Below are 25,174 nucleotides of genomic sequence, written 5' to 3'. Positions count from 1 at the left end.
TATGTTGTTAAAAAAGGGTGCTTGCTATGCAGAAATATGATGTCATCAAACGATCAAAGCTCACAGCTTCCATTTATAGGGATGGTCTGAATAAGAGGATTCGGGTCGACGACGTAAGGGGAGATCTGACGACACTATTGGGACTGCTTCATGACGAGTGCCTATCTTCTCCGTACGAAAAATTGATCATCAAGGCAAGGGATTCACAGTTACTTCAACTCTTGGAGAATGGGTACGTACATGAAGGGAAGATTCAGTACTATTTTAATGGAGACTGCACCCATTTCATGTCCAAATACTTGAAGGATGAGCGGAGGGCAAGCAAATTCTGGAGCAAGGAGGATGCAATCCTTGCCTCCGTGCAGAAACAGATGGTCAATCCTCATCTGAAAGCAGGGGAGCATGAGATTCACCTTGCAGGACTCAATGACGTCGAAGGGCTTGCGCATCTTTATAAAGAGGTATTCCAGCTTTACCCTGTCCCCTTGCACGATCCGGCATATATAAGGGACGCAATGAGGAATGGGACAATCTTTGTGTGCATCACGGGTGAAGAGGGAATCATCAGTGCCGCATCCGCTGAAATTGATCATAAGAACCACAATGCAGAAATGACGGACTGTGCCACGCTCCCTCAACATAGGAAGGGTGGGTTCATGAAACATCTGATCCTGAAGTTGGAGGAAGAATTGCTGGAAAGGGACATCTATTGTGCTTATACCATTGCCAGGGCGCTTTCATACGGGATGAATGCTGTGTTCCATCAGTTAGGTTATCAGTATCGTGGAAGACTCGCCAATAATTGTTATATCCATGACAAAATGGAAGATATGAATATATGGGAAAAGAACTTGGCTCAATAAAGGAGGGTGTGTTTCTTTTCTTCTTAGGGATTGATATGAATCTTGAAGAAAGATGGTGGGGAGATTGAGAATGAATCTTTATAAACCGAAGAGAGATTGGAAAGAGATCGAGCTTTGGAAGGACGTCACCGAGGAACAATGGAATAATTGGCTCTGGCAGCTGACAAATACGATACGGACGCTGGATGATCTCAAGAAAGTGGTGAATCTCACCCCTGAAGAGGAAGAAGGCGTAAGGATTTCAACGAAGACGATTCCTCTGAATATCACTCCATACTACGCCTGGTTGATGAACGAAGATGATCCGAGGTGTCCGATCAGAATGCAATCGGTGCCGATCGGTAAGGAGATCAACAAGACGAAATATGATCTTGAAGATCCCTTGCACGAAGATGAAGACTCTCCCGTTCCTGGCTTGACACACCGATATCCGGATCGGGTCCTGTTCCTCGTTACAAATCAATGTTCCATGTATTGCCGTTATTGTACGAGAAGACGGTTCTCCGGACAAATCGGAATGGGCGTACCGAAGAAGCAATTGGATGCAGCGATCGACTATATCAGGGAGACTCCGGCCGTTAGGGACGTATTATTATCAGGCGGAGATGGGCTTTTGATCAATGATCAGATCCTCGAGTACATCCTGAAGAATCTAAGGGATATCCCCCATGTGGAAATCATCAGGATCGGAACAAGGGCCCCGGTCGTGTTCCCGCAGCGGATCACGGAAAATCTTTGCAACATTTTAAAGAAATATCACCCTGTATGGTTGAACACACATTTCAATACGAGCATTGAAATCACGGAGGAATCCAAGAGAGCATGTGAAATGCTCGCCGATGCTGGCGTGCCGGTCGGAAACCAGGCGGTCATCCTTGCAGGGATCAATGACAGCACCCCGATCATGAAGAAACTCATGCATGATCTCGTGAAAATCCGAGTCAGGCCATATTATATTTATCAATGTGATTTATCCGAGGGGATCGGCCATTTCAGGGCCCCAGTAGCCAAGGGGCTTGAAATCATGGAGGGATTGAGAGGACATACTTCGGGCTATGCGGTGCCGACCTTCGTGCTAGATGCACCCGGGGGCGGCGGGAAAATCTCGCTTCAGCCAAATTATCTTATTTCACAAAGTGCATCAAAGGTCGTCGTGCGGAACTTCGAAGGGGTGATTTCGACGTATCCGGAACCGGAAGGATATGTGCCTGGAAGAGCGGATGATTACTTCAAGGAAGTTTATCACGATGAAGAAATTAAAACGCCAACGATCGGAATCGCCGGCCTGATGAATGATACACATGCCTCCCTGACGCCAAACGGCTTGAAAAGGTTGGAACGGAGGAAGCAATATGAAGAAGATCCCGGCCATAATTCATTAAAGGACTTCAGGGGTAAACGTGATCAGTTGAAAGAGAAGAAGCATAAAGCGATGCTCGCAAAGATGAATAATGATAAAAAGGTAGATTCATTGGATGGGAACTAAGTGTGAATGGTGCGGTGCAGGCGATGTGCTGGAGGAGAAGGGGCCGGTTTACTGGGAGCTTCCGGACGGGACCAGGGCGATCACGATTTCTGATGTCCCCGGGATTAAGTGCAGGGGATGCGGCATGCACTATCAGGAGGAAGCAGTGATCAATGAAATCGAGGATCAACTGATGCTGATCGACACAAAGGAGCTTTCCGATTCAACGTCTTTTGAGGAACTCCTCAAGATCCCAAGATTCCTGAAGAAAAATTACTTCCGATTCTAACGACCCAAACACTTTACGGATGCGTCTTCATCCGCTATCCTTTTTACAATAGAGAATGTAAAAAGGATAGGTGATCCCGTGAGAAAATCATTTTATCATTTCTTAATGAAATTCAGGCAGCCTACAGCAAAGGATGACCTGACCAGGTTCGCAAACGATGCATATGACGATCATGCCTTCCCGAAGCAATCTAAGGATTATGATGCAATAAGTACCTATTTGGAATTGAACGGTGCTTATCTTGAAAGTATGTCAATCTTTGATCGTGCCTGGGAGCAGTATTTAATAGAAGAAAAATGAAGAGTATCCCGTGACTGACTGAAGTGAAGATGTTGACTGAAGTCAGTCTTTTTTTTAAGGCAGTATTCTTAAATGGTGTGGCTTTCGAAGAAGAGAGCAGTGGTTGAGTTGAGCTCAAGGTACTTGTCTTACGAGGGACCTGAGTTGAGCCTCATCGAGCATTTGCCCTGTAGGGTCTCAAATGGACACAGTATCCGCAGGATTCGAGCACCTACCGCTTCAATAAACAATCAGGGCAAAGTCTTTGACGATGAGAAAATAGATATGATTTCATATGAAACCACAGTAAAAGGAAGCTGTTATTCTAAAATGAACCTGAACTTTTTTATTTGCGACTTAGGAATCTTGTTAACTTCAAACCGGTTCCAGCTGTTGATTGGAGTGGAAGACGAAGACTCCTGCGGGAAGAGTAGCTGATGTGAGACCCCGCAGGCGAAGCCGAGGAGGCTCACGGGCTACCCGCGGAAAGCGAAGTCTTGCACGGAAATCAACAGCGGTGTTTAAACAGAGAGCGTAAAGAAATTTTAGTAACCTCCCTGCGTACGATCTCAACTTGAAAAGGAGCGCGGAGAAAACAATTCTTGTATCCCGTTATAGCGTTTTTTGCATATCATATAAAAAAGGCGATTAAGGGTGAGGGGAGAATGAAGAATCGAAAAGAGCCTCGATTTAAAGTAGGAGAAACCGTTGTCGTGACCATCTACGGGACTGTCGGGAAAATCACTGATATCAAAAAGCTTGATGGCGAATTTCTGTATGAAGTGAATGACAGTGAAGGCCTATTCAAAGAAAAGGCACTGGAACTGCTTGAATCATATGAAGGATACATCTTCGAACAAGAACAAATCGATATTGAATATAAATTTTTATTCGGGGATCTGGTCATCGTGAAAGGGTACGAAGAAGACCTTTTTAAAGTAGTCGGCTTCAGGACAGAAATCTGGCGCTACAAAGATGATGCCTGGGAAGATGTCATTTATGAGTTGATGAGGATCACTGATGGGGAATGGCTAGAAGCGGATGAAGATGAAATCACGTTGGTGGCCGATGAAGAACAGGCAGAGGCATTTATTAAAAAGTACGGATTTGTTTTTCCACAAAAGAAAGACGTGACGAAAAAGCTTCTTAAAGCCCCACAATATAAAACAAGCTGGGTAGATCAGCTGCTCGATTATTATAATGACTATAAAGCCCTTTATCTATTCTTTCACGATAACACGTATAAAAAGAAGATGGAGCATGTCCTGGAACAATTAAAGAATCATGCAAGCTCCCATCCTGTTATCAAAGAGAAGGAATGATCCACATAATATATAAGAATAGTGGAACACTAATCAGTAAGAAAGAGATCAGGATCGTCCGGAGGATCCATTGCATCCAGGCGGTGATTTTCCCTTCCCCGTTTTCCAATTCCTTTAGTGTGGATCGACCTTTTTTAATGAACGTCGGCATACTATCGCTCCTCTAATCGTATTGGTAAAGTGTATGCTTGTCCTTAAACTCTTATGAAAACTTTTTTGCTGGAATAAGTAAGGCGCCAGTAACATAAATTGAGAATCAAAGGGGGCGATCAAATGCGGGAGATTGAAGTCTTCATAGACACTGAAGAAATTGCAGAGTTCTTCATGAAAGAGCTTGTGCAAAGAGGCTATGTACCTTCTGAAGATGAACTGGAAGAACTGGCAGATATAACCTTCGAGTATCTGATTGCCAAGTGCATCATCGATGAAGAATGGGAAGAAGATCTGTCATAAACAATAAGAAAAAGGCTGTCTCGATAGGCTATGTTAAATGCCCTTGAAGAGACGGCCTTTTTTTGCATATTAGAAAAATAGGGTGAAACCTACACGATTATTCAATCGTATATAAGGGTAGAGTCAGAACAGAAAATCCTTGGAGGTAGACATATGTTAAAGAAAATAATTAAAGGGTTACTGGGATCACATTCAAAGCACCATCACTACAGCTCAAGCGATAAATGGATGAAACATACAAAATCTAAACATTACGGACATCATCATTATAAGAAAAAATATAAAAGCAAAAGTTTCTTTTCAAGCTTTTTCAGCAGTTAAGGCGATGAAGGCGACTCATGGCACGTGTTTTATTTAGAAAGCTCGTTGACAGCTTTGAAAGACATTGGAATGAAGGTGAAATAGTCGGTCAGTATCAAATTACCGGATTGATTGGAAAAGGGAGCTACGGCACGGAGTATATCGTGAAACAACTTGATACAGGCGAAGAAGCGATACTGAAAAGGCTGCGTCCCTTTAAAAAATTATTCTCAAAACACCAGGATCATTTCCTTCATGAGACGACCGTTTTACATCAACTCGAATGCCCCCATTTTCCGACAGTGATCGAAACGGGAATGCATAAACGGACTCCTTATTTCATCATGGAAAAAATGGAAGGGAAAACGTTCGAAGATTTAATCTTCCGGGAAGGAAAAACCTTCTCGGAAGCAGAAACCTTAGAGATAGGGTTACACGTACTGAACTTGATGAGCGTAATCCACGATAAAGGATATGTTCATAGGGATTTAAGGATCCCGAACATCCTGTGGGACGGTGGTAAATTGACGATCATCGACTTTGGGCTTGCTTGTATGGTTGACAGCGGTCCATTTCCTGAACCTGTCACACATAGGGACTACATGAGAGAAAAATCGCCAAGAAGCGATCTCTATGCACTGGGTCATTTCCTATTATTCTTGCTGTACTCTTCCTATGAACAGGAGGATAGAGTGGAAAAAAGCTGGCAGGAAGAATTGAATATCAGTGAGGGTGCACAGAAGCTCATCAGGAAACTCTTAAGGGAAGATCGACCATTCCAAACAGCGAATGAAGCAAGGGATGCGTTGTTGAATATGAGAAGAAAATACTAATGAAACCCGGAGGAATTATACATGTCATTCTTTAATAAGGTCTTTGCATCAATCGGGATCGGTGCAGCAACCGTTGATACGAAATTGGAAAAATCAAGCTATGTAGCCGGTGAAACCGCAAAAGGTGTAGTGGAGATCACAGGGGGAAGCACATCACAGAGCATCGACTCGATCTATTTGACTGTCTTCACCACATATATCCGTGAATCCGACGATAAGAAGTATACCGACTATGCCCCGATCCAAAAAATACAGATCTCGGATCCATTCACCATTCGTGAAAATGAAAAAAAGGAGATTCCCTTCTCACTCACCATCCCCTATGAAACTCCGATCACCTATGGGAATACAAGGGTTTGGGTCGCGACCGGACTGGATATAAAAAATGCAGTAGACCCGAAAGATAAAGATTATATCGATATCCTCCCCAATCCATTGATCAACGCCGTCCTAGAGTCGGTACAGCAGCTTGGTTTCAGGATCCGCAAAGTGGAATGCGAAGAGGCACCGAGAAGATACAGAGGACGTTATCCGTTCATCCAGGAATTCGAATTTGTACCCGTGGGTGGAGAGTTTCAACGCTCCCTTGACGAAATCGAATTCGTTTTCTTTAATCAATCGGAAGAACAGACGGATGTATTGATTGAAGTTGATCGAAGAGCGAGGGGCCTTGGAGGTTTCTTGGCAGAAGCGCTTGAGATGGATGAATCCATGGTAAGGATGACCATCAGGACGTCCGACCTGCCTGCTTTGCCTTCCAAACTTAAGGAAACAATCGGGAAATTTATCTAGATCTTGTCGACATTTCCCTTATCAATCATCAAACATGAGGTGAAAAGTCAGAGAAATGGTCGTTTCGACAAAGGTTCCCATAATTCTATGAAGGATTCGACAGCATCTTTGTTAAATAGTAAGAGTACAACTAAATCGGAGGGGTGCTCATGCTGTTACTTGAAAGAATCAAACGTCCTAAGATGCTGAGGTCCAAATACGACTTAACGATTTTCCAGACTCCAAAGTATGGGGAAGAAAAGGGGTACAGGGAAGTGTACCGAATCTCTGTTGAAGCAGCTGGTCATGAAGAGGCGCTGTATGAAGCATTTAGGATCTTTAATGTACCTGATCTTATGCCTGCAGATTATAAAGGAAGATATATCGCAACACGTGACATCATCTTTATCGACGAAGGAAGGAAGGGCCATCACTATTACCGGTTGCAGCCCAATGGATGGAAAAGGGTGAACAGGATCCTCATCCACTGATCTAGGTAAGAAAGGAAAGACCCGGCAAACGGGTCTTTCCTTATTTTTGTGTTCAAATATTGTGACCGGGACCGTTCTTCCTGTTCGCAGTCGAGTCTTCTTTCGCGTGGGCATTGTGCTCCGCTTCGATTGCTTCTTTAGGGATATGGTTGTTTTTCTTTGGTGAATTCGTCCGGTTCCTGTGTTTTTTACCCAAGGTGATCTCTCCTTGTTTTTACGATTTTTGCTTTTCCGTCCTTGAAGAGTTAGGTTGCGTTCCAGAACGTTTCGAAGGGTTTGTTTCATTGGCATGCTGGACAGCCTGTTGAAGTTTTTTGCTCATTTTCTCTTTTGTCATGACCATACCTCCTTCTTCCTATAGTGTCACCAGTTACTCTCTTCCTATCCGTAGACTTTAGGTTTCGTTGCATATGCTTTCAAAAAGGATTACAATAATATTTCAACAGTCTTTACTAGGAGGAATTTTAAGATGAGCGTACATATTAATGCAAAAGAAAATGAGATTGCCGAAACGGTCCTGCTCCCTGGAGATCCGTTGAGGGCAAAATATATAGCAGAAACGTTCCTGGAAAATCCGGTATGCTACAATGAAGTCCGGAATATGTTCGGTTATACAGGGACATATAAAGGAAAAAGAATCAGTGTACAAGGTACTGGAATGGGTGTACCGTCCATTTCGATTTATATCAACGAGTTGATGCAGAGCTATAACGTTAAAAACCTGATCCGCGTCGGGACTTGCGGAGCAATCCAAAAAGATGTAAAAGTCCGTGATGTCATCCTTGCCATGACATCTTCAACCGATTCCCAGATGAACCGCCTCACGTTCAATGGAATCGATTATGCCCCAACTGCGAATTTCGATCTTCTGAAACGCGCATACGACAGCGGGGTTGAAAAGGGACTAAGCTTGAAGGTCGGTAATGTATTCACTGCCGATATGTTCTACAACGATAATGCTGAACATGAGAAATGGGCTCAATATGGCATTCTGGCCATTGAAATGGAAACATCAGCACTTTATACACTCGCTTCAAAATACGGACGCAATGCCCTTTCCGTCCTTACGGTAAGCGACCACATCCTGACTGGTGAAGAAACAACTGCTGAAGAGCGACAAACAACGTTCAACGACATGATTGAAGTAGCGCTCGAAGCTGCAATCAAAGAATGATAAGATAGCGCTTTCGTGAAACTGCTTGCTGATGAAGTAAGCAGTTTTCTTATGCGGAAATCCTGATACAGGAGGATGTTCCTGATTACAGGATAACCGTTTCGTGGTAAGATGATGGATGTATCAATTTAAGAGAAACTAGGTGAAAGTATGAAGAAGGTCATCCTGGTCGTTGCCGGCACCCTTGTACTATTGACAGGCTGCCAGCAAGCACAAGAATGGACCGATCAATTGCTCGGAAACAAAGATGAAAGTAAAGAAGTGGTGGAAGAGAATGGCGTTCAAGAAGAAATGCCACCTGAAGAAAATCAACAGAGTGATGAACAGCAAGAGGAACCTGCGCAAGACACCCTACCACCTGAACTTCAATTAGAATCCCAATATTTCAACAACGTGAAAGTGGTTGACGGGAAACAGGTCATTCAGAATCCAGCCAATATCCTTGCGTTGGTCAATAAGGAATTTGCGCTTGGAGAATATAAGCCGGACGATCTTGTGCGTCCAAACGTCCCGTTCGTATTCGGCGACCAAGACCTGGAAAAGGCACATATGCGCCAGGAAGCAGCGACAGCCTTGGAGAAGATGTTTGCAGATGCAAAATCGAATCAAGTCTATTTGACCGCCATTTCAGGATATCGTTCATACGAGTATCAAGAAATGCTGTTGAATCGTGAAATTCAGCAATTCGGCAAGGAAAAAGCTGTGATGGCAGTCGCCCCTCCCGGACAGAGTGAGCATCAATCTGGGCTTGCGATGGATATTTCCAGCAAGAATAATGGTTTTCAAGTCAACATTGAATTCGGGGAAACCAAAGAAGGTAAATGGCTTGCAGAAAATGCCTATAAATATGGCTTCATCCTTCGCTATCCGGAAGACAAAGTGGACATTACCCAATACCAATACGAGCCATGGCATTTCAGATATGTAGGAACGGAAGCGGCAAAAGTGATACATGAGAACGATTGGACACTCGAGGAATATTTTCAAAATGTGAAAAAAATCTAAAGATCAATGGCAGGGAGCACCTAGATGCTTCCTGCCTTTTATATGATTATAAAAGCGGAAGGCTGATCCCCAATAATTTAGATGACTTTTTTCATCTACTGCCACATACACAATAATAAGAGGCTGTCCATGTTGGACGACAATGGGGGAAGAAACATGATCAGGAAATTCATGATACTCATAACCGGAAGCATGCTCATAGGAATCGGCATCAATCTCTATTTTGTCCCTCATCACTTTCTTGATGGAGGCATGATTGGGATCGGTCTTATCGTTCATTATTGGCTTGGATTCAAACCGGGGTTGACCATTATCGTACTTAGCATTCCGCTCTATATGATCGCTTTCTTCAAGGACCGTGCCCTCTTTTATAACAGCATTCACGGGCTGTGGCTTTCCTCGTTCATGATTGATTTCTTCTATCAGTGGCATGAAGCGAATGTGCTGCCTGCACTTTACAGCGGGCTGGTAGGTGGAACGCTGGTGGGGATTGGGATCGGGTTGATGCTGAGGGCTGATTCTGCGACTGGTGGGACCGATTTACTTGCACAGCTCATCGGAAAAAGCTTCGGATACAATGTGGGGAAGTTGATTTTCATGATCGACAGCGTCGTCTTGTTGATCGGATGGTCGATCATCGGGTTGGAATCATTTCTTTATTCATTATTCGCAATAAGTGCAGTAGGGTTTTTTACGACGATTTTGACACATGATAAGGATAGTGGTGGATATTCCTTTCACTAAGTGAAAAAAGCTGATAGAATGAAGAAGTTATCAGTTTGTCCATCTTGGAGAATCATGATTGCGTAAATGAAATCCTATTGATACATAGCAATGAAAGTGGTGGAAGCCTTGGAACAAGATAAAAACACAGATCAATCAGTGCCTCAAGAAGAAAACCAGTCAAGCTATCTGAAAATAAAAAAGTTTAAATTTGTGATGCTTCTCTTCTTCCTCGTCTTCGCGACAGCTGGGATCACAACATTTGCCCTCGCGTTTGGAGATGAGAAGGCAGTGAATGTAGGAGTGACGGAGCGTTCCGAATTCACGAAACTGTACGAAGCGTATGATAAACTAAATGATAACTACTATAAAGATCTTGATAAGGATCAATTGGTTAATGGAGCGATCAACGGGATGCTCGACAGCATCGGTGATCCTTATTCCGATTACATGAATCAGGAAGAAGCCAAGAAATTCGAAGAAAGCATTTCTTCTTCTTTCGAAGGCATCGGAGCAGAGATACAGGAAAAGGATGGGACGATTTCCATCGTATCACCGATTAAAGGTTCGCCTGCAGAAAAGGCAGGTTTACAGCCGAATGATAAGATCCTGAAAGTCGACGGAAAAAGCATCCAGGGTATGTCGGTGACGGATGCAGTCCTCCTTATCCGCGGTGAAAAAGGGACGAAAGTTACCCTAAGCATCCAACGTCCTGGTCAAGAGAAGCCGATGGACGTGACGATCACAAGAGACGAAATCCCAATTGAAACCGTCTACGCAGAAATGAAAGAGGACGGAGTGGCTGAAATCCAGATCACCAGCTTCTCTGAGAACACCTATAAGGAATTGGTGAACGCGTTGAACGAGATGCAGGATCAAGGGATGAAGAAGCTCGTCCTTGACTTGAGACAGAATCCTGGTGGACTACTGGATCAAGCCATCCAGATTTCGAACCTGTTTGTGCCTGAAGGAGAAGTGTTATTCCAGGTCGAAGATCATGATGGGAAAGTGAAGAAATATGTAGCAGAAGGCGGTCAGAAAGTGGAGGTCCCAACAGCGGTCCTTGTGGATGAAGGAAGTGCCAGTGCATCTGAGATTCTCTCTTCTGCCGTAAGTGAATCGAATGACATCCCATTGGTGGGGACGAAAACATTTGGTAAAGGAACGGTTCAGACAGCCGAGAATTTCAAAGACGGTTCTAATATGAAATTCACCACTGCTAAATGGCTGACACCAGAAGGAAACTGGATCCATGAAAAGGGGATCAATCCAGACTATGAAGTGAAGATGCCGGATTATGCCCAGCTTCCATATATCAATCCGGATAAGGAACTGAAAGAAAGTGACATGTCCGATACGGTGAAAGCGGCAGAGCAGATGTTACAGGCATTAGGCATGAACCCAGGTAATGTGGACGGCTATTATGATAAGGATACTAAGATGGCTGTCCAGCAATTCCAAGAAAAAAATCAACTGGAAGCGACCGGTGTACTCAAAGGTGAAACAACCGTCAAGATGATGGAACAACTCAGAGAGAAACTTAAAGAGAATGATCCTCAATTCAAAAAAGCGGTTGAAGTTCTGAAATAATGAATAGAGAAGTGCAAGAGACCACAGGGAATGTAGCCTGTGGTCTTTTTTTAGTCTGACTCCATTGTCTTTGCCTCCTTCGTAAATCGTATGAAACAAACATTCCCTTTCCTTCTCACGTATAGAAGAATTCCTTCTAACCAACAATGATTAAAAAAGGGAGGTGATTGAATTGAGTAGAAAATGGACGGTCATCCCTTTGGTGTTGGTGTTGACATTCCTTGCATACATCGTAATTGATGAACCATCTGCTCCATCCGAAATCACCAGCATGAATGAAGAATCGGAAGTGAAAAGTACAGATACAGTCAAAGAAGTCGGTGATGCAAACTTCCTATTCGATAAGAATGAGAAGACTACCCCTATCAATGTTCTAGTAGTAGGCTCGGATCAGCGTAACAACGAAGCAGAGAGGGCTGATGTTTTAATGATTGCACAGTATATACCAAAGCAACCAAACATCAAGCTGGTATCGATCATGAGGGACACCTATGTGGAAATACCCGGGCATGGAAAGAGTAAGATCAATCACGCATTTGCTTGGGGCGGAAATGAATTGGTCATACAAACCTTGAAGAAGAACTTCGGAATTGAGATCGATCAAACGGTGAATCTGGATTTTCAGGATTTCACCAAGGTCATGGGGCTGATCTTTCCAAATGGGGTGGAAGTAGACGTCTCAGAGGGCATGATCAATCATTGGAAATGGATGAAGGAGCCTGGACGGCAGTGGCTGAAAGGAGAAGAGATTTTACAGTACGTACGTTTCAGGGGGGATATCCAAAGTGATTTCGGCAGAGTGGACAGGCAGCAGGAAATCATCATGATGGCGGAAAAGGAAATCATGGATAAACTATCTTCTGGTAAAGGGATCACGACGGTCATAGGATTGGTGCGAGAAGGATTTAAGAATGTAGAAACCTCTTTTTCGATTGATCAGGTGATGAAGCATGGGGTTTCTTTTATGTTACATCCGATTGATGAAGTGGAAACGATCCGCATCCCAGTTGAAGGGAGCTATCAGAATGTATTGATACCAGGAGCGGGGGAAGTCCTTGAAATGGACGAGAGTCAAAACCTGAAAGCGCTGGAAGAGTTCATTCATTAATCCCATCCTTTTTAGGAGATGAAATAATCGGACGGATCAAGATCAAGGTAGTACTCAATCCGATTCATCTTTCTGAGTATCAAATGATATAAATATTTTTTGTATTTATCATCCTTGGTATGATCATATTCGTGCTGCAGGATCTTCAGATGTTCGAGATGCTCCTGCAGAGTCCGTTCATCACTATCCGAACCGCCAGATTGGACCTTCCTTAGGATGACGTCAACCAATTTCTCATTGTTCGCCTCGATTGTCTTGGTTCCCTGGCGGACATAGATGGCCCCATATCTGAGCTCGCCCCTGTTGACAATCGAGGTGTAAGGGACGTATCTCGGATCGTAATCGATGATCAGGACCTGAAACCTCTTCGTATTCAAGAGTGGATGGATATCCTTCGTGAAGATAAAGTCTTCTGTACGATATCGCAAGTATTTCGGGAGGAGATGCTGAAGCTTATTATCCACATCTGCTTTATCGAGGAATGCTTCATCCGATAGCCCTTTCAACTCGACAGATCCATCGTCGTATTGCATGACGCCGATGATGATACAGCCACCACCTGAATTCGATATCGCCAACACATGCTTTGCAAGCTTGGAGAATTCAATCCAATCGGATTTGAAATCCACATAATCAGTTTCGCCCGTGTTGTGAAGCAGGAGATCCTTTAACGATTCATGGGAAGGATTCTTCAGAAAATCACGCAATCTCATCGGTACAATGTTTTCATAAAACAATGGATTCCCCGCCCTTCCAGTAGTTTCATTCAATCCTCTGCAACAATCCGTTCATTCTATTATATAACCTTCCATTCCTTTCTTAGAACAGCATTGTATTTGCATGGGATTTTCTTTAAAATGTACTATTGAAGCATGAAAGATAGAGAGGGAATTCAAACTTATGAAAAAAGATGTCTTGATTTTATCCGGTTTTTTAGGAAGTGGAAAGACGACATTATTGAAAGAAGTACTACAGTCATTGAAAGAAGAGCAGAAAAAGCCAGCGGTATTAATGAATGAACTTGGCAGTGTTTCGATCGACAGTGACGCTGTTGGAGAAGACACGGCATTAAGGGAACTGCTTGATGGCTGCATCTGTTGCACCATATCAGAGAAGCTTGAGTCACAACTTCAGGAATTGTTAATCAACGAAGACTTTGATGTCTTGATCATCGAGACCACGGGCGCTGCACATCCGGTGGAAGTGGTTGATTCCATCCTTTCCCCACTATTTGCAGATCGATTCGAATTCAAGGGGATCATAACGGTAGTCGATGGAAAACAGTGGCGTGAGCGCAGTGAGCTTGGCCCGGCGATCCTTCACTTAATGAGGGAACAAATTCGTCATGCACAATTCATCGTTGCGAATAAAATGGATCTCTTGACTGAAATGGAACAGGGAACGGTGGTCTTTGAATTGCAGCAGCTTAATCCCAATGCCAAATTGACCATCACCAATTATGGGAAGGTGTCGATGAAGGATGTATTTGCAGCAAAACCGATCAAGGAAATCAAAGATCATGATAAAGCTGCAATCGGGAAGCATCTCTCCCTTCAAGCTGTCGTTTATACGTTCAAAGGGCAGGTAGATGCCGAGGTGTTCGAGGAATGGCTGAAGCAGCAGCCCGAAACGATTTACAGGATGAAAGGATATATCCCGTTCAAAGGAAACAAGTATCCTACAATGTTTCAATACTCATATGGGATGCCGTTATTCATGCAGGCAGATATGAAATATAAACCGAATTTCGTCATAATCGGTGAAGGGATACATAAAACAGAAATAATACGATCTCTTGAAAGAATTGATCAGGCTTAAGAACAGCGGGGTGCGGGGATGGTATTTCTGTTATTCAGTATCGAGTTGATTCTTATGTTAGCGGGTTTTGCGGGGCTCTTTGTCTATGAAACAAAGGTTCAGTTACTACTCTTTATCATGCTGATTGTGATCGGCACTGGTTTGTTTGTGTATACCTTGTATGCTTATCAAAAAAAGCGTGGGAAGACATCCAGGCTTGACTGTTGGGATTGTGCCATCTATTCACCAGATTGCTTGCCATCACCAGGGATGGGCAAATCGCTCGACTGCGATTCGTTCGATTGTACACCCGATTGCAGTCCATAGGAGGATATGATGAAGTCCTTGTTGACCCTTTCATTCATGCCATGTCATAGGATTCCTGAGCGTTCATTGACGGTGGGCTCTTATCAATTTCCGCTATGCTATCGCTGTATGGGCATCATGCTCGGGATGGGATTCGGCATCATGGTGAATTGGATTTATTTTCGCGCATCATTGTTTATGGTGCTGGGTGCATGTTTACTAATTCCCATGTTGATCGACGGATACACTCAGAAATGGAAGTGGAGAAGCAGTACAAATTTTCTCCGTTTAACAACCGGCGTCATGTTTGGATGGGGATTGGCGGTGGAAATCGTGTATGTGGCACAACGATTGATTGCACTGATATTGAGCTTATAAGGAATATGAAAAAGGGCTAACCCAAAACGGTTAACCCTTTTCCGCTTTAAAGATTGCTTTCGCCGAACTTTTTGAACGTCATTTCATCCTCTACAAGACCGCAGGCTGCACATTGGACTTTACGCTCCGGACCATTATAGGCAAGGTGGAATGGATCAAGATTTCCTTCCTCATACTGTTGGACAACCTGACCAGTTTGGGGATCCATTTTTACACTTTGCGGGACTTGTTCGATAATATTGAATCTAGTGCGGTTCGTTCTGCAATTCGGACAACGATAGGGTGTGGACATGTTGATCACCTTTCTTTGGGTTGGCTTTATGTTTGGATAGCCTTGTTTTTTTATAGTATGGCTATCCACGTAAAATATATGTGAAGGAGAATGAAGATGAATCAGTTAAACGATCAGAGGTTGTTGGTGGAATATCGCTCCATTTGGAAGAACAGATTATTGGAACAAGATGATCAAGCTGCCGGGAACATCCTGAATGAAGCCATCAGGAGGGACCTTCTCGATGAGAACAGTCATCCACGTGTAAGAAAGACAATAAAAGATAAATATGTGATGGCTACTAAACGGATCATAGAATCCGGTTTATCATCCGACAGTAAAGTCCAGTTGCTTCAATTGCATGTTCAGGTAATGGAACAATTGTCAGATCGTAAGTGAATGAAAGAAGAAGTAGATGTGCTAATTTCAGATAATTTTGATTCGAGACGTTTCGCTTTTCATTATACCCTTGAAGGTATATAATACAAAGTATAATGCGAAAAAAGGGTGAAGCAGTATGTTGATGATCACTTTAGTCACCGTCAGTGTGTTGATCTATATGGTGTATTACCGGTATGCCCCGGTACGGGTGAAAAGACTGAGTGAAGGCAAGGTGGGTGCTACACACATCGTTGTTGATGTCAGGGATTATCAAGATTCGTATAAATCTAATTGCAAGCAGGCTTTAGCTATTCCTTGCGGCTACTTGAAGCGATATGCGCATGAAATACCCGATGAACCTCTCGTTGTCATCGGTAGCTCAGCCGTTGAATGCAATGTCGGCATCAGGCAATTGAAAAGGTTAGGATTCAATGTTGCAGGTTATCTAATCGTTTTGGATAACAATCCGTGTGATGAAAGTTTTTCAATGGGCTGAATGTCCTGTGATATTTGACATAGTCCTGTAACATCCGTTACACAAACAGTGGTGGTAACAAAGCGTCAAGAGTGTTTTTACGGTAAATATTAGTGTTGAACATCATTTTATTCAATTCAAGGAAATGAAAGGAAGATTGTTCGTCCCTACGTAATTGTGAGATTGCAAGCTTCAAAGATGAATTGTTTTTCAAAAGGCTACAATTTAGCTCGATTTACCAATTCCTCCCGTAAATGTAACAAAAAAAGGGTGATATGATGAATGTGCAGCAAGGAAACAACATATTCATCAAGGAGGAATTCATTTTTATGAATAAGAAAAAAATGTTATCAGCAGCTACAGCATTAACATTACTAGCATCTCCATTAGCAGCAGGAAGTGCTGATGCTGCAAGTCCAGCACAAGTCAAGACTCAAGTACAAACTCTTCAAGTTAACAACCAAGAAGATTTAAATAAATATATTCAAGACATCCTATCTAAATATGGAGTGAACGGCCAGAATATCAATCTACAAGATTGCTTGAACGGCCAAGTGCCTCAGCAGCAGAAGGAAGCTCCAAAACAGGAAGCACCTAAAGCAGAGGCTCAGGCACCAGTGCAACAACAAGCACCTGAAGCAGAAGCACCAGCGCCAGCGCAACAGCAGGCACCTAAAGCAGAGGCACCAGCACCAGCGCAACAGCAGGCACCTAAAGCAGAAGCACCAGCAAAGCCACAAGCTCAACCTGCTGCTGAAACTGGCCAGTTAAGCCAATATGAACAAAAGGTTGTTGAATTAACGAACCAAGAGAGAGCGAAGCAAGGTCTTCCTGCACTTCAAGTCGATGCAGAGTTAAGTAAAGTGGCGAAAGAGAAGTCACGCGATATGCAGGCTAACAATTACTTCTCCCATAACAGTCCGACATACGGATCACCATTTGATATGATGAAGCAGTTTGGCATCCAGTATTCATCAGCCGGTGAAAACATCGCTATGGGTCAACCAACGCCAGAAGAAGTCGTTCAAGCTTGGATGAACAGTGAAGGTCACCGCAAGAATATCATGAATGCAAATTATACTCATATCGGAGTCGGATATGTTGAAAATGGTCACTATTGGACTCAACAATTCATTTCAAAATAATATGAGTGATCACCTGGAGCAGCCTCTTACTTGAGGCTGCTTTTTTCTTTGTATTTATTCTTTGCGCTAAGCTTAATGAGAAATGAGACCTTCAACAAAGTGAAGCGGCTCTATAAATTGTGAACACAGAAGATGAACATCGTAGCAACAGCTAAGATTTGCTTTTCAATCGAATGATTCTTACTATGGAGATATATAAAGAGTATCTGGAGTGGATGATGGTGAAGAAACAGAAATCTGTATTGATAACAGGCGGTTCAAAGGGAATCGGAAGCCGAACGGCCCTCGAGTTTTCGAAGAATGGATATACCGTGTTCATCAATTATAGAAGTGATGAGGAGCATGCGGAGAATTTCGTCCAGTCTCTACGGGACAAGTATGGTAACAGTGCTTTTGCCCTGAGTGGCGATATTTCCGCCCCTTCCGATTGTGAACGGATGGCTGGTCTGATCAATGAAAAGCACGGCGGAATCGATATCTTGATCCATAATGCAGGTCCTTATGTTAAGGAAAGAAAGACGTTTGATGAATATTCTCCGGAAGAATGGAATTACATCGTGAATGGAAATTTGAATAGTGTATTCTACCTAACAAGATTATTGATACCTTCCATGCGGCAAAAAAAGTGGGGGAGGATCATCACGTTCGGTTATGATCGAGTTGAAACGTCACCTGGTTGGATCTACCGGTCTGCCTTTGCAGCCGCCAAAGCGGGACTTGCCTCGTTCACGAGGACGATTTCCATTGAGGAAGCGAAAAACGGCATCACGGCCAATATGGTCTGTCCCGGCGATATCGTAGGGGATTGGAAGGAAGATGAAATCGGGCGTGCGCAAGAGAGGAACGATCAGACCACACCAGTGGGGAGGCCTGGTACCGGTAAGGATTTGGCAAGGGTCGTTGAATTCCTGTGCAGGGAAGAATCGGATTTCATCACGGGTGCGGTCATTCCGGTGACCGGCGGAAAAGATGTATTGGGTAAGATCTTTCATAAATAGGAAAAGAGATTCATCCCGAGGGTGAATCTCTTTTCTTTCTTAGCGTTCAACCGCATATTCTTTTCTGAATCTCTTTTGGATCAGAATCAATCTTGCCGATAGGGTCACGGCACCCGCTGTCAGGCCGGAAGTGAGGCCGAGCCAATACCCGTATGGGCCGAACTCCGTATAATTGGCGAGTAAATAACCAAGTGGCAGACCGATGATCCAGTAGGAAATCAGCGCCATCATAAAGGTGATATTCACATCCTTGTACCCTCTCAGTGCGCCCTGGACGGGTGCCTGGATGGCATCGGAGAGCTGAAAGAATACCGCGTACAAGAGGAAGTGGCCAGTCAGTTCAAGAACATACGCATCATCAGTGTAAATGGTTGAAATCCCGTCCTTGAACAGGAACAGGATGACCCCGTACAGAAGGGCAAGGATCAGGGCAATGATGACGCCCATCCAGCTGTAAGCCTTCGCATCCTTCAAACGTTTCGCCCCCACTTCGAAGCCGACGACAATCGTGAGTGCCATTGAAATGCTCAAAGGGATCATGTATAAAAAAGATGCGAAATTGATTGCAGCCTGATGCGCGGCGATGACTGAAGTGCTGTATGTGCTCATCAGCAATGTCACCGCAGAAAAAATGCTCACTTCAAAGAATATTGATAACCCGATTGGAACGCCGATACAGAAGATTTCTTTCCATCTTCGGGGATCGGGCTTTTGGACGGTGTGAAAGATCTGGAAGCGTTGAAACGGTTGTTTCGTATGAATCACCCAGAACGCGACGATGGTGATGACCCAATACGTGATCGCGGAAGCATAACCGGCACCGATGCCGCCGAATGCAGGCAGTCCCAATTTCCCGAAGATAAATAGATAATTCAACATCACGTTGATCGGAAGCGATAATAATGTGATGAACATCGTCACCCTCGTCATTCCGAGTGCATCGATGAAAGACCGTAGAACATTGTAAATGAACAAGGGGATCATCCCGAATGACAAGGCGATCAGGTAATCCTTGGCAATATTCCGAACATCCGCTTCAAGGCTCATAGCGTCAAGGATGGGGTCCAGGACCAGTAGGCCGATGATCATAACCGTCAGTGACAGAGCGATGGCTGCATACACACCCTGGAAAACGGTCTGAGGGACTTTTTTCTTTTCACCGCCTCCGACAAGCTGTGCAACAATCGGAGTCACCGCGAGCAGGATACCGCTCAGTCCTGTGAATACAGGCACCCATAGGGATGATCCGATGGCTACACCTGCAAGGTCGACAGGCGAAAATTGACCGGACATGATCGTATCGAAGAAATTCATGGCAAACATGCCAAGTTGAGTGATTAAGATCGGGATCAGAATGATTGAAAACTGCCCAAGCTTTTCTTTTATCGTATAGGTTTGTTTCATTTGTTGTTCAATCTCCTCGTTCTTGGTTAAAGTGCTTACGTTGATGGAAGCAGTGAACCCAATATGAATACACTACATTACTTTATCACAATGCCACTTTAGAAGGTATGAAAAAGATCAGGTGTGGATTTCTTTTAACGGGGAATATAAGGAAAGAGCAATTCGTTGTTCTATCCTGGTCCCATTTTTGATAAAGTGTATATTGATAGTTTATTAAGAGGGTGCATCTGAAGGCAGATTGCCATTCATCTGGACTTAAAAAAACACATAAGTGAACGAAATTATGAGATAGGAGTACATATACATGACGAAACATATCCTTTTTACCGGCGGGGGTTCCGCCGGTCACGTGACAGTGAATACAGCATTGATTCCACAATTTGAAAAGGAAGGGTGGCAGGTTACGTATATCGGTTCAGAGGATGGAATTGAAAAAGAAATCATCACCGATCAGTTTCCTCATATCCCATATAAAAGTATTTCAAGCGGAAAGCTGAGACGTTACTTTTCCTGGAAGAACTTCACTGATCCATTCAGGGTGATGAAGGGGGTCATGGATGCGTTATCCGTCATTCGAAAAACGAAACCCGATATCATCTTCTCAAAGGGTGGCTTTGTTTCCGTCCCTGTTGTGATGGCTGCGAAGATGGCGAAGGTTCCTGTCGCCATCCATGAATCCGACGTCACACCCGGCTTGGCAAACAAGCTGGCTGTCCCGTTTGCGACCAAGATCTTCACAACGTTCCCTGAAACGGTCAAATCCTTGCCAAAAGATAAATCATTATGCGCGGGTGCCATCATCCGCGAGGAATTGTTCAAGGGGGATAAAGCTGAAGGGAAGAGGCTTTCTGGGTATTACGAAGATAAGCCTGTCCTCATGATCATGGGCGGCAGTTTGGGTGCGAGAAAAATCAATGAAGCTGTCAGGAGCAATCTCACTCAGTTATTGGATGCTTTCCAAATCATCCACATTTGCGGAAAGGGAAATATCGAAGAGCAGTACGAGCAAAAGGGATATCGGCAGTATGAATTCATCAAAGCCGATCTGCCGCATTATTTGGCGATGACGGACTATGTGATTTCAAGGGCAGGTTCGAACTCCATCTTCGAATTTCTTGCGCTGAAGAAGCCGATGCTTCTCATCCCCCTTTCCAGGGAAGCGAGCAGAGGGGATCAGATTCTGAACGCGAACTCATTTGTGAAGCATGGGTACGCGTTAAAGCTCGAAGAAGAAGAGTTGACGAAAGAGACGTTCATGAACAAAGTGAACGAACTCCAAGGAAGCGGTGAAAAAATTCTCTCCAATATGAAGAACGGTCAGAAGGCGTTCACGATCCAGGATATGGTTCGAGAACTTTCATCGATGTCAAAATGATAACTCAATCCCGCCCTTCATGCATATAGTGTATAAATCGGTGAAGGGGAGAGGATGGTATGAGTTATCAATATTCCAAAGGGTGGTACATCAAGGAGCTGAAAAAGATGGGGCTCAATTATCATCCGGTCGAGAAACGCAAGCTTGAAAACTACAAGACGTATGTGGTGAGAAATCTTTATTTTGATAAATTGGAAAAAATGAAAAGATGAAAGAAGGAAGAAAGCCTGATTCAAGTGGTGTTCCAACCATTGAATCAGGCTTTTTAAAGTGAGGATTTTTAGGATTGAATGAAAAAAACGACTCCCCGGTGTGGTGAGTCGATCAGTATTTATATAGGTCAAGCTTCCAAAGCTTGTTCTTCTTGTAGCTCGGCAGTTGTTTGATACAAATGAAGGGTGTAGAGGTCTTTAGGGATTTCATAAAGATCGTACACGTCTTCGACTGCATTCAACTGGTCATAAAGTGCTTTTCTTGTTTCGTTCGCACAGACAACATATGGAAGTTTTTGTGCTGCTTTCAGGGAGCGGGTATTCACTTTTCTGATCCTCATGAAGATGGTTTCCATTCCGAGCTCGTAGAATAGCTCATGGAAGAATGCATCCTTAGCTGGTTTGTTGTACCCTTTACCGTGATACGGCTTGCCGATCCATGTACCAAGGAAACCGGCGTTCTCTTGGACATCGAACAAATTGATGGTGCCGATTGGGTTACCCCATTCATCCACGATGGTGCGTGTGATCAGTTCGCCTCGTTCTTCTGCTTCGATCGTCTGTTTTGTTAAGAACAGGAATTCTTCGTAAGAGTGTGCTTTTTGACGTACAAAAGGGAAGACATCAGGGTGCACCATCAGGTCATAAAGAGTATGACACTCATGTAATTCACGTTTCTTGATCATAGTAGACCCTCCTTGAGGGCAGTCTTCATGCGTACGAATCCACCCTCGAAATTTTTAAAAGTTAACTAAAAAATTTCGGGGTGGGAATCGAACCCACTAAGACCAGTCAAGAAACTGGTGGCGCACCTTTTGCCTTCCCTCCATTACAATCGCTCTATTAGAAATAGATGGCGTTTAAGAACAATGTAATCGGAAATATATTATCCTTCTGTATCATATCTGAAAATAAATAAAAAGGGAATAGGTAAATAGATGAATTTCGATAAAAATTTATAACAAATTTCTACAAATTTTGAAACACTATTTCCCCGTTGACCATGGTCATGACCGGCTTTGCCATAAAGTGGAAGGGGTGGTGGCTCCACACTACCAAATCTGCGTCCTTTCCGGACTCGAGTGACCCGATCCGGTCGTCTACACCAAGGTTTTTAGCAGGCAGGATCGTAATCCCTTCCAATGCTTTACGTTCGTCAAGACCCTCACGTACCGCAATCGCCGCACACATGTTCAAGTACTGGATCGGCGTGTAGGGGTGATCGGTGGTAATGGATACTTCGACACCAGCTTCTGTCAACTTCTGATAGGTGATCCACGATTTGTTCTTTAACTCCACTTTCGACCGCCTTGTGAACGTGGGGCCGACTGATACTTTCAAGTTTTTCCCCTTCAGTTCGTCTGCAATCAGATGACCTTCTGTACAATGCTCGATCCGGAGGTCAAGATTGAATTCCTCTGCAAAGCGCAGCGCCGAAAGGATGTCATCGGCACGATGGGCATGGATCCTCACAGGGATTTCCCTTTTCAATGCAGAAACCAACGGGGCGACCCTCAATTCTTCCGGCTGGTCGCAATACTTGGCAGAGAAAAAAGCCTCGCGCAACATGCCCATGATGCCCATCCGGGTAATGGAGTCATTGTTCCCATTACTGTGAATCCGTTTCGGATTCTCACCGAGCGCCAGTTTAAGGCCAGAGGTCTCCTTGATCAGCATTGACCGGATGGATGTTCCGTATGTTTTAATGACGGATGTTGTACCACCGATGACGTTCGCACTCCCGGGCATGATATTGACGGAGGTCACACCATACCGTAGGGCATCCTGGAAGCCTGGATCGAACGGGTACACACCATCGAATGCACGGATATGAGGGGTCATCGGCTCGATTGTTTCATTCGCATCGTTCCCGGCCCAACCGGTTCCTTCATCATATAATCCGAGATGCGTGTGGGAGTCAATGAAACCTGGTAATAAGAACTTGCCTTCGCAGTCGATCACCTGGATATCAGGCGGGGCTTCCACGACTTGAGGATAGATATTCATGATTTTTCCATTAGATATAAAGACGGATCCTTTTGGGATCGGGGCTGAAGTGATTGGGTAAATGGCTGCATTGATTAATAGTATCGGATTCATGGCAATTCCTTTCATTTTATTAGTGTATGGATTTTCGTATGTGACGATTGGTTGATCCTTGCATCAACCAGAATCACGATATCCGTGTGATATTAGTACCATTGTAAACATTTTCATTGAAAAAAAGAAGTCACGCTTTCTTCTTGTTCAGGATGCGGGAGAAGAGAAGGTACATAAACGTTGCAGCAATCGCCAAAATACTCAATGGTTTGATGTATCTCACTCCGATGACTTCTATATGCTCCCAGTGTATGCCGAGTTCCATTCCGATGACAAGGAATAGGAGCGTCCATGGAAGCATGGCTGCAAATGTATAAAGTGTGAATGCGGCAAGCGACATCCGGCTGATTCCGGCCGGGATGCTGATCGCATGGCGAACAATCGGAATGAATCGTGCCGTGAAGATGACGATTGTACCATATCGATCAAACCATCCCTCGGCCGATTCGATATGTTTCTCTGAGATAAATAAATATTTTCCATATTTCTTAAAAAACGGTCTTCCACCGTAATATCCCAGCCAATACAGAAAAAGCTGGGCGACCGTACCACCGATGACACCACCGAGAAACGCACCGATGAACGTCAACTTGCCAGAACTCACCAAAAATCCTGCATAGCTCAATACAAGTTCGCTCGGGATCACCTCGACCATCAATGCGAGTGCGATTCCTACATAACCCCAATCCGTCAAAACGGTCAACATATTGACTAACCATTCGTGGTTCATCTGCATCCCCCTACATCAGGCCTGAAAATTGAAGAAAGAGGATCAATATCCCCAGTGCCCAAACATAATAAGAAAAAACTTTCAATGAATGCTTCTTAAGGAAATTGACCATCGTCACGATCGCCAAGTAGCCAAAGACGGCTGCGGTAACCGTTCCTACGGCAAGGCTCGAGAATGAGACCGCTTCTACATGCCCGGTGAAGAGCTCTTTACTTTGGAATACAATTCCTCCAATGATGGCAGGAGTGGAAAGAAGGAAGGAAAAGTAGGCCGCGGTCTCCCGGTCGAGTTTCCTGAACAGTCCGGCTGCAATCGTAAGACCTGACCTGGATAATGCAGGAAAGATGGCTGCTGCCTGAAAGCTACCGATCACCAGGGCATCAGTGAAATGAATGTCATCCAGTTTTTTGTACCCGCCCTTCACACCATCCGCCAAGTACATGATCAATCCCGTTGCCAGGAACTCCCATCCGATTGTTGTGCCGCTTTTTGAAATCGCATCGAAGAAATCCTCGAACAATAAACCGATGATGACAGCAGGGATCGTCCCGACCACGAGGATCAAGGAAAGCTTGCAGAATGGATGCTTGATCATGTGAATTAGTTCTTTCTGGTAAAAGACAAGAACGGCAACCAATGTGCCGATATGGAGCATCGTATCAAGAAATAATCCTGCGTCCTCGAGTCCGAATGCAAATCTTCCAAGATATAAATGGCCCGTACTGGAAATGGGCAGGAACTCCGTCAATCCTTGAATGATCCCAAGTATGAATGCTTCAAATTTATCCATTTTGCACCGTACCTTTCATGTGAATTCCGTTGGACAAACCACCTCACTTAACGTATATTCAACGATGCACCGATTCATGAAAAAGTTCTTCCAGGTGAATTTATTTTTGCGTGGGATGAAACTTTAGAAGCGTAGAAACGTAGTTA

At 44.0% G+C, this 25,174-nt stretch carries 33 protein-coding genes; 23 read left to right on the top strand and 10 right to left on the bottom strand.

The features are described 5' to 3' along the window. The first annotated feature begins 26 nt into the window (after positions 1-26). From ablB to LCM10_RS05965, 5 genes are all read left to right on the top strand, one after another. Positions 27-863 (top strand): putative beta-lysine N-acetyltransferase, encoded by an 837-nt coding sequence (ablB, locus tag LCM10_RS05985; protein ID WP_224875247.1) that lies wholly within the window; start codon positions 27-29, stop codon positions 861-863. Positions 864-933: 70 nt separating this feature from the next. Then, entirely contained in the window at positions 934-2,349 is a 1,416-nt protein-coding gene (gene ablA, locus LCM10_RS05980; RefSeq protein WP_412103364.1) for a lysine 2,3-aminomutase, read from the top strand. Then, positions 2,339-2,617 (top strand): YokU family protein, encoded by a 279-nt coding sequence (locus tag LCM10_RS05975; RefSeq protein ID WP_224875245.1) that lies wholly within the window; start codon positions 2,339-2,341, stop codon positions 2,615-2,617. The genes ablA and LCM10_RS05975 overlap by 11 nt, the downstream gene beginning before the upstream one ends. 78 nt (positions 2,618-2,695) lie before the next feature. Then, positions 2,696-2,917: a YozE family protein gene (locus LCM10_RS05970; protein ID WP_224875244.1), complete on the top strand. Its 222-nt coding sequence runs from the start codon at positions 2,696-2,698 to the stop codon at positions 2,915-2,917. A 644-nt stretch (positions 2,918-3,561) separates the two neighbouring features. Further along, entirely contained in the window at positions 3,562-4,218 is a 657-nt protein-coding gene (locus LCM10_RS05965; protein WP_224875243.1) for a hypothetical protein, read from the top strand. Here LCM10_RS05965 and LCM10_RS05960 read toward each other — a convergent pair. Beyond that, positions 4,202-4,369 carry a hypothetical protein gene (locus tag LCM10_RS05960; RefSeq protein WP_224875242.1) on the bottom strand — a complete coding sequence of 56 codons (168 nt, stop codon included), beginning with the start codon at positions 4,367-4,369 and terminating at the stop codon, positions 4,202-4,204. The genes LCM10_RS05965 and LCM10_RS05960 overlap by 17 nt on opposite strands. A 122-nt stretch (positions 4,370-4,491) precedes the next feature. On the opposite strand from LCM10_RS05960, the gene LCM10_RS05955 reads away from it, so the two are divergent. The 4 genes from LCM10_RS05955 (at position 4,492) to LCM10_RS05940 (ending at position 7,066) form a co-directional block, all read left to right on the top strand. Further along, positions 4,492-4,671 (top strand): YozD family protein, encoded by a 180-nt coding sequence (locus tag LCM10_RS05955; RefSeq protein WP_224875241.1) that lies wholly within the window; start codon positions 4,492-4,494, stop codon positions 4,669-4,671. 338 nt (positions 4,672-5,009) lie between these two features. Then, positions 5,010-5,804 (top strand): serine/threonine protein kinase, encoded by a 795-nt coding sequence (locus LCM10_RS05950; RefSeq protein WP_224875240.1) that lies wholly within the window; start codon positions 5,010-5,012, stop codon positions 5,802-5,804. Between the two features lie 21 nt (positions 5,805-5,825). Beyond that, a complete protein-coding gene (locus LCM10_RS05945) occupies positions 5,826-6,596 on the top strand; it encodes a sporulation protein (RefSeq protein ID WP_224875239.1) in 771 nt (256 codons plus the stop codon). 149 nt (positions 6,597-6,745) lie between these two features. After that, on the top strand, positions 6,746-7,066 hold the full coding sequence (locus LCM10_RS05940) for a hypothetical protein (protein ID WP_224875238.1): 321 nt from the start codon (positions 6,746-6,748) through the stop codon (positions 7,064-7,066). Between the two features lie 52 nt (positions 7,067-7,118). On the opposite strand, the gene LCM10_RS05935 is transcribed toward LCM10_RS05940, so the two are convergent. Together LCM10_RS05935 and LCM10_RS20595 are read right to left on the bottom strand one after the other, a co-directional pair. After that, positions 7,119-7,262, bottom strand: coding sequence for a hypothetical protein (locus LCM10_RS05935; protein ID WP_224875237.1), 144 nt, complete (start codon positions 7,260-7,262; stop codon positions 7,119-7,121). Positions 7,263-7,280: 18 nt separating this feature from the next. Further along, complete coding sequence (locus tag LCM10_RS20595; protein ID WP_263621370.1) at positions 7,281-7,403, bottom strand: hypothetical protein; 123 nt, start codon at positions 7,401-7,403, stop codon at positions 7,281-7,283. Positions 7,404-7,535: 132 nt separating this feature from the next. On the opposite strand from LCM10_RS20595, the gene deoD reads away from it, so the two are divergent. From deoD to LCM10_RS05910, 5 genes are all read left to right on the top strand, one after another. Further along, positions 7,536-8,240 (top strand): purine-nucleoside phosphorylase, encoded by a 705-nt coding sequence (gene deoD / locus LCM10_RS05930; RefSeq protein WP_224875236.1) that lies wholly within the window; start codon positions 7,536-7,538, stop codon positions 8,238-8,240. 150 nt (positions 8,241-8,390) lie between these two features. Then, on the top strand, positions 8,391-9,245 hold the full coding sequence (locus LCM10_RS05925; protein ID WP_224875235.1) for a D-alanyl-D-alanine carboxypeptidase family protein: 855 nt from the start codon (positions 8,391-8,393) through the stop codon (positions 9,243-9,245). Between the two features lie 156 nt (positions 9,246-9,401). Beyond that, positions 9,402-9,989 carry a YitT family protein gene (locus LCM10_RS05920; RefSeq protein WP_224875234.1) on the top strand — a complete coding sequence of 196 codons (588 nt, stop codon included), beginning with the start codon at positions 9,402-9,404 and terminating at the stop codon, positions 9,987-9,989. A 90-nt stretch (positions 9,990-10,079) separates the two neighbouring features. Then, complete coding sequence (locus LCM10_RS05915; RefSeq protein WP_224875233.1) at positions 10,080-11,558, top strand: S41 family peptidase; 1,479 nt, start codon at positions 10,080-10,082, stop codon at positions 11,556-11,558. Positions 11,559-11,730: 172 nt separating this feature from the next. Continuing rightward, the gene (locus LCM10_RS05910) at positions 11,731-12,666 is read left to right on the top strand and encodes an LCP family protein (RefSeq protein ID WP_224875232.1); all 936 of its coding nucleotides are present in this window, start codon (positions 11,731-11,733) and stop codon (positions 12,664-12,666) included. Positions 12,667-12,677: 11 nt separating this feature from the next. Here the strand turns inward: LCM10_RS05910 and LCM10_RS05905 are convergent, their stop codons facing one another. Next, positions 12,678-13,403, bottom strand: a complete 726-nt coding sequence (locus LCM10_RS05905; RefSeq protein ID WP_224875231.1) for a helix-turn-helix domain-containing protein — start codon at positions 13,401-13,403, stop codon at positions 12,678-12,680. A 163-nt stretch (positions 13,404-13,566) separates the two neighbouring features. Here LCM10_RS05905 and LCM10_RS05900 point away from each other — a divergent pair, with 163 nt between their 5' ends. The 3 genes from LCM10_RS05900 to LCM10_RS05890 are packed head-to-tail and all read left to right on the top strand — an operon-like array spanning position 13,567 to position 15,147. Next, positions 13,567-14,484: a CobW family GTP-binding protein gene (locus tag LCM10_RS05900; RefSeq protein ID WP_224875230.1), complete on the top strand. Its 918-nt coding sequence runs from the start codon at positions 13,567-13,569 to the stop codon at positions 14,482-14,484. An 18-nt stretch (positions 14,485-14,502) separates the two neighbouring features. Beyond that, positions 14,503-14,790 carry a hypothetical protein gene (locus tag LCM10_RS05895; RefSeq protein ID WP_224875229.1) on the top strand — a complete coding sequence of 96 codons (288 nt, stop codon included), beginning with the start codon at positions 14,503-14,505 and terminating at the stop codon, positions 14,788-14,790. Positions 14,791-14,796: 6 nt separating this feature from the next. Next, a complete protein-coding gene (locus LCM10_RS05890) occupies positions 14,797-15,147 on the top strand; it encodes a DUF2085 domain-containing protein (protein WP_224875228.1) in 351 nt (116 codons plus the stop codon). A 46-nt stretch (positions 15,148-15,193) separates the two neighbouring features. On the opposite strand, the gene LCM10_RS05885 is transcribed toward LCM10_RS05890, so the two are convergent. After that, on the bottom strand, positions 15,194-15,439 hold the full coding sequence (locus LCM10_RS05885) for a DNA alkylation repair protein (protein WP_224875227.1): 246 nt from the start codon (positions 15,437-15,439) through the stop codon (positions 15,194-15,196). 96 nt (positions 15,440-15,535) lie between these two features. On the opposite strand from LCM10_RS05885, the gene LCM10_RS05880 reads away from it, so the two are divergent. The 4 genes from LCM10_RS05880 to LCM10_RS05865 all read left to right on the top strand — a co-directional run bounded on the left by LCM10_RS05880 (position 15,536) and on the right by LCM10_RS05865 (position 18,417). After that, the gene (locus LCM10_RS05880; protein ID WP_224875226.1) at positions 15,536-15,817 is read left to right on the top strand and encodes a hypothetical protein; all 282 of its coding nucleotides are present in this window, start codon (positions 15,536-15,538) and stop codon (positions 15,815-15,817) included. Positions 15,818-15,935: 118 nt separating this feature from the next. After that, positions 15,936-16,295, top strand: a complete 360-nt coding sequence (locus LCM10_RS05875; RefSeq protein WP_224875225.1) for a hypothetical protein — start codon at positions 15,936-15,938, stop codon at positions 16,293-16,295. Between the two features lie 308 nt (positions 16,296-16,603). Next, positions 16,604-17,419 carry a CAP domain-containing protein gene (locus LCM10_RS05870; RefSeq protein WP_224875224.1) on the top strand — a complete coding sequence of 272 codons (816 nt, stop codon included), beginning with the start codon at positions 16,604-16,606 and terminating at the stop codon, positions 17,417-17,419. A 185-nt stretch (positions 17,420-17,604) separates the two neighbouring features. Next, complete coding sequence (locus LCM10_RS05865; RefSeq protein WP_224875223.1) at positions 17,605-18,417, top strand: SDR family oxidoreductase; 813 nt, start codon at positions 17,605-17,607, stop codon at positions 18,415-18,417. A 39-nt stretch (positions 18,418-18,456) separates the two neighbouring features. Here the strand turns inward: LCM10_RS05865 and LCM10_RS05860 are convergent, their stop codons facing one another. Continuing rightward, positions 18,457-19,821, bottom strand: a complete 1,365-nt coding sequence (locus LCM10_RS05860; protein WP_224875222.1) for an MATE family efflux transporter — start codon at positions 19,819-19,821, stop codon at positions 18,457-18,459. Positions 19,822-20,125: 304 nt separating this feature from the next. On the opposite strand from LCM10_RS05860, the gene LCM10_RS05855 reads away from it, so the two are divergent. Both LCM10_RS05855 and LCM10_RS05850 read left to right on the top strand, forming a co-directional pair. Continuing rightward, positions 20,126-21,196 (top strand): undecaprenyldiphospho-muramoylpentapeptide beta-N-acetylglucosaminyltransferase, encoded by a 1,071-nt coding sequence (locus LCM10_RS05855; protein WP_224875221.1) that lies wholly within the window; start codon positions 20,126-20,128, stop codon positions 21,194-21,196. Positions 21,197-21,255: 59 nt separating this feature from the next. Then, positions 21,256-21,408: a DUF2639 domain-containing protein gene (locus tag LCM10_RS05850; RefSeq protein WP_224875220.1), complete on the top strand. Its 153-nt coding sequence runs from the start codon at positions 21,256-21,258 to the stop codon at positions 21,406-21,408. Between the two features lie 128 nt (positions 21,409-21,536). Here the strand turns inward: LCM10_RS05850 and LCM10_RS05845 are convergent, their stop codons facing one another. The 4 genes from LCM10_RS05845 to LCM10_RS05830 all read right to left on the bottom strand — a co-directional run bounded on the left by LCM10_RS05845 (position 21,537) and on the right by LCM10_RS05830 (position 25,028). Then, positions 21,537-22,094 carry a GNAT family N-acetyltransferase gene (locus LCM10_RS05845; RefSeq protein WP_224875219.1) on the bottom strand — a complete coding sequence of 186 codons (558 nt, stop codon included), beginning with the start codon at positions 22,092-22,094 and terminating at the stop codon, positions 21,537-21,539. A gap of 283 nt (positions 22,095-22,377) precedes the next feature. Then, positions 22,378-23,508 carry an amidohydrolase gene (locus LCM10_RS05840; protein ID WP_224875218.1) on the bottom strand — a complete coding sequence of 377 codons (1,131 nt, stop codon included), beginning with the start codon at positions 23,506-23,508 and terminating at the stop codon, positions 22,378-22,380. A 130-nt stretch (positions 23,509-23,638) separates the two neighbouring features. After that, on the bottom strand, positions 23,639-24,238 hold the full coding sequence (locus LCM10_RS05835; protein WP_224875217.1) for a DedA family protein: 600 nt from the start codon (positions 24,236-24,238) through the stop codon (positions 23,639-23,641). 10 nt (positions 24,239-24,248) lie between these two features. Continuing rightward, complete coding sequence (locus LCM10_RS05830) at positions 24,249-25,028, bottom strand: undecaprenyl-diphosphate phosphatase (protein ID WP_224875216.1); 780 nt, start codon at positions 25,026-25,028, stop codon at positions 24,249-24,251. Positions 25,029-25,174 lie beyond the last annotated feature (146 nt).

The sequence above is a fragment of the Rossellomorea aquimaris genome, assembly GCF_020171925.1.
In the GTDB taxonomy this organism is placed as follows: Bacteria; Bacillota; Bacilli; order Bacillales; family Bacillaceae_B; genus Rossellomorea; species Rossellomorea aquimaris_F.
This window is presented reverse-complemented; position numbering and strand designations above follow the sequence as displayed.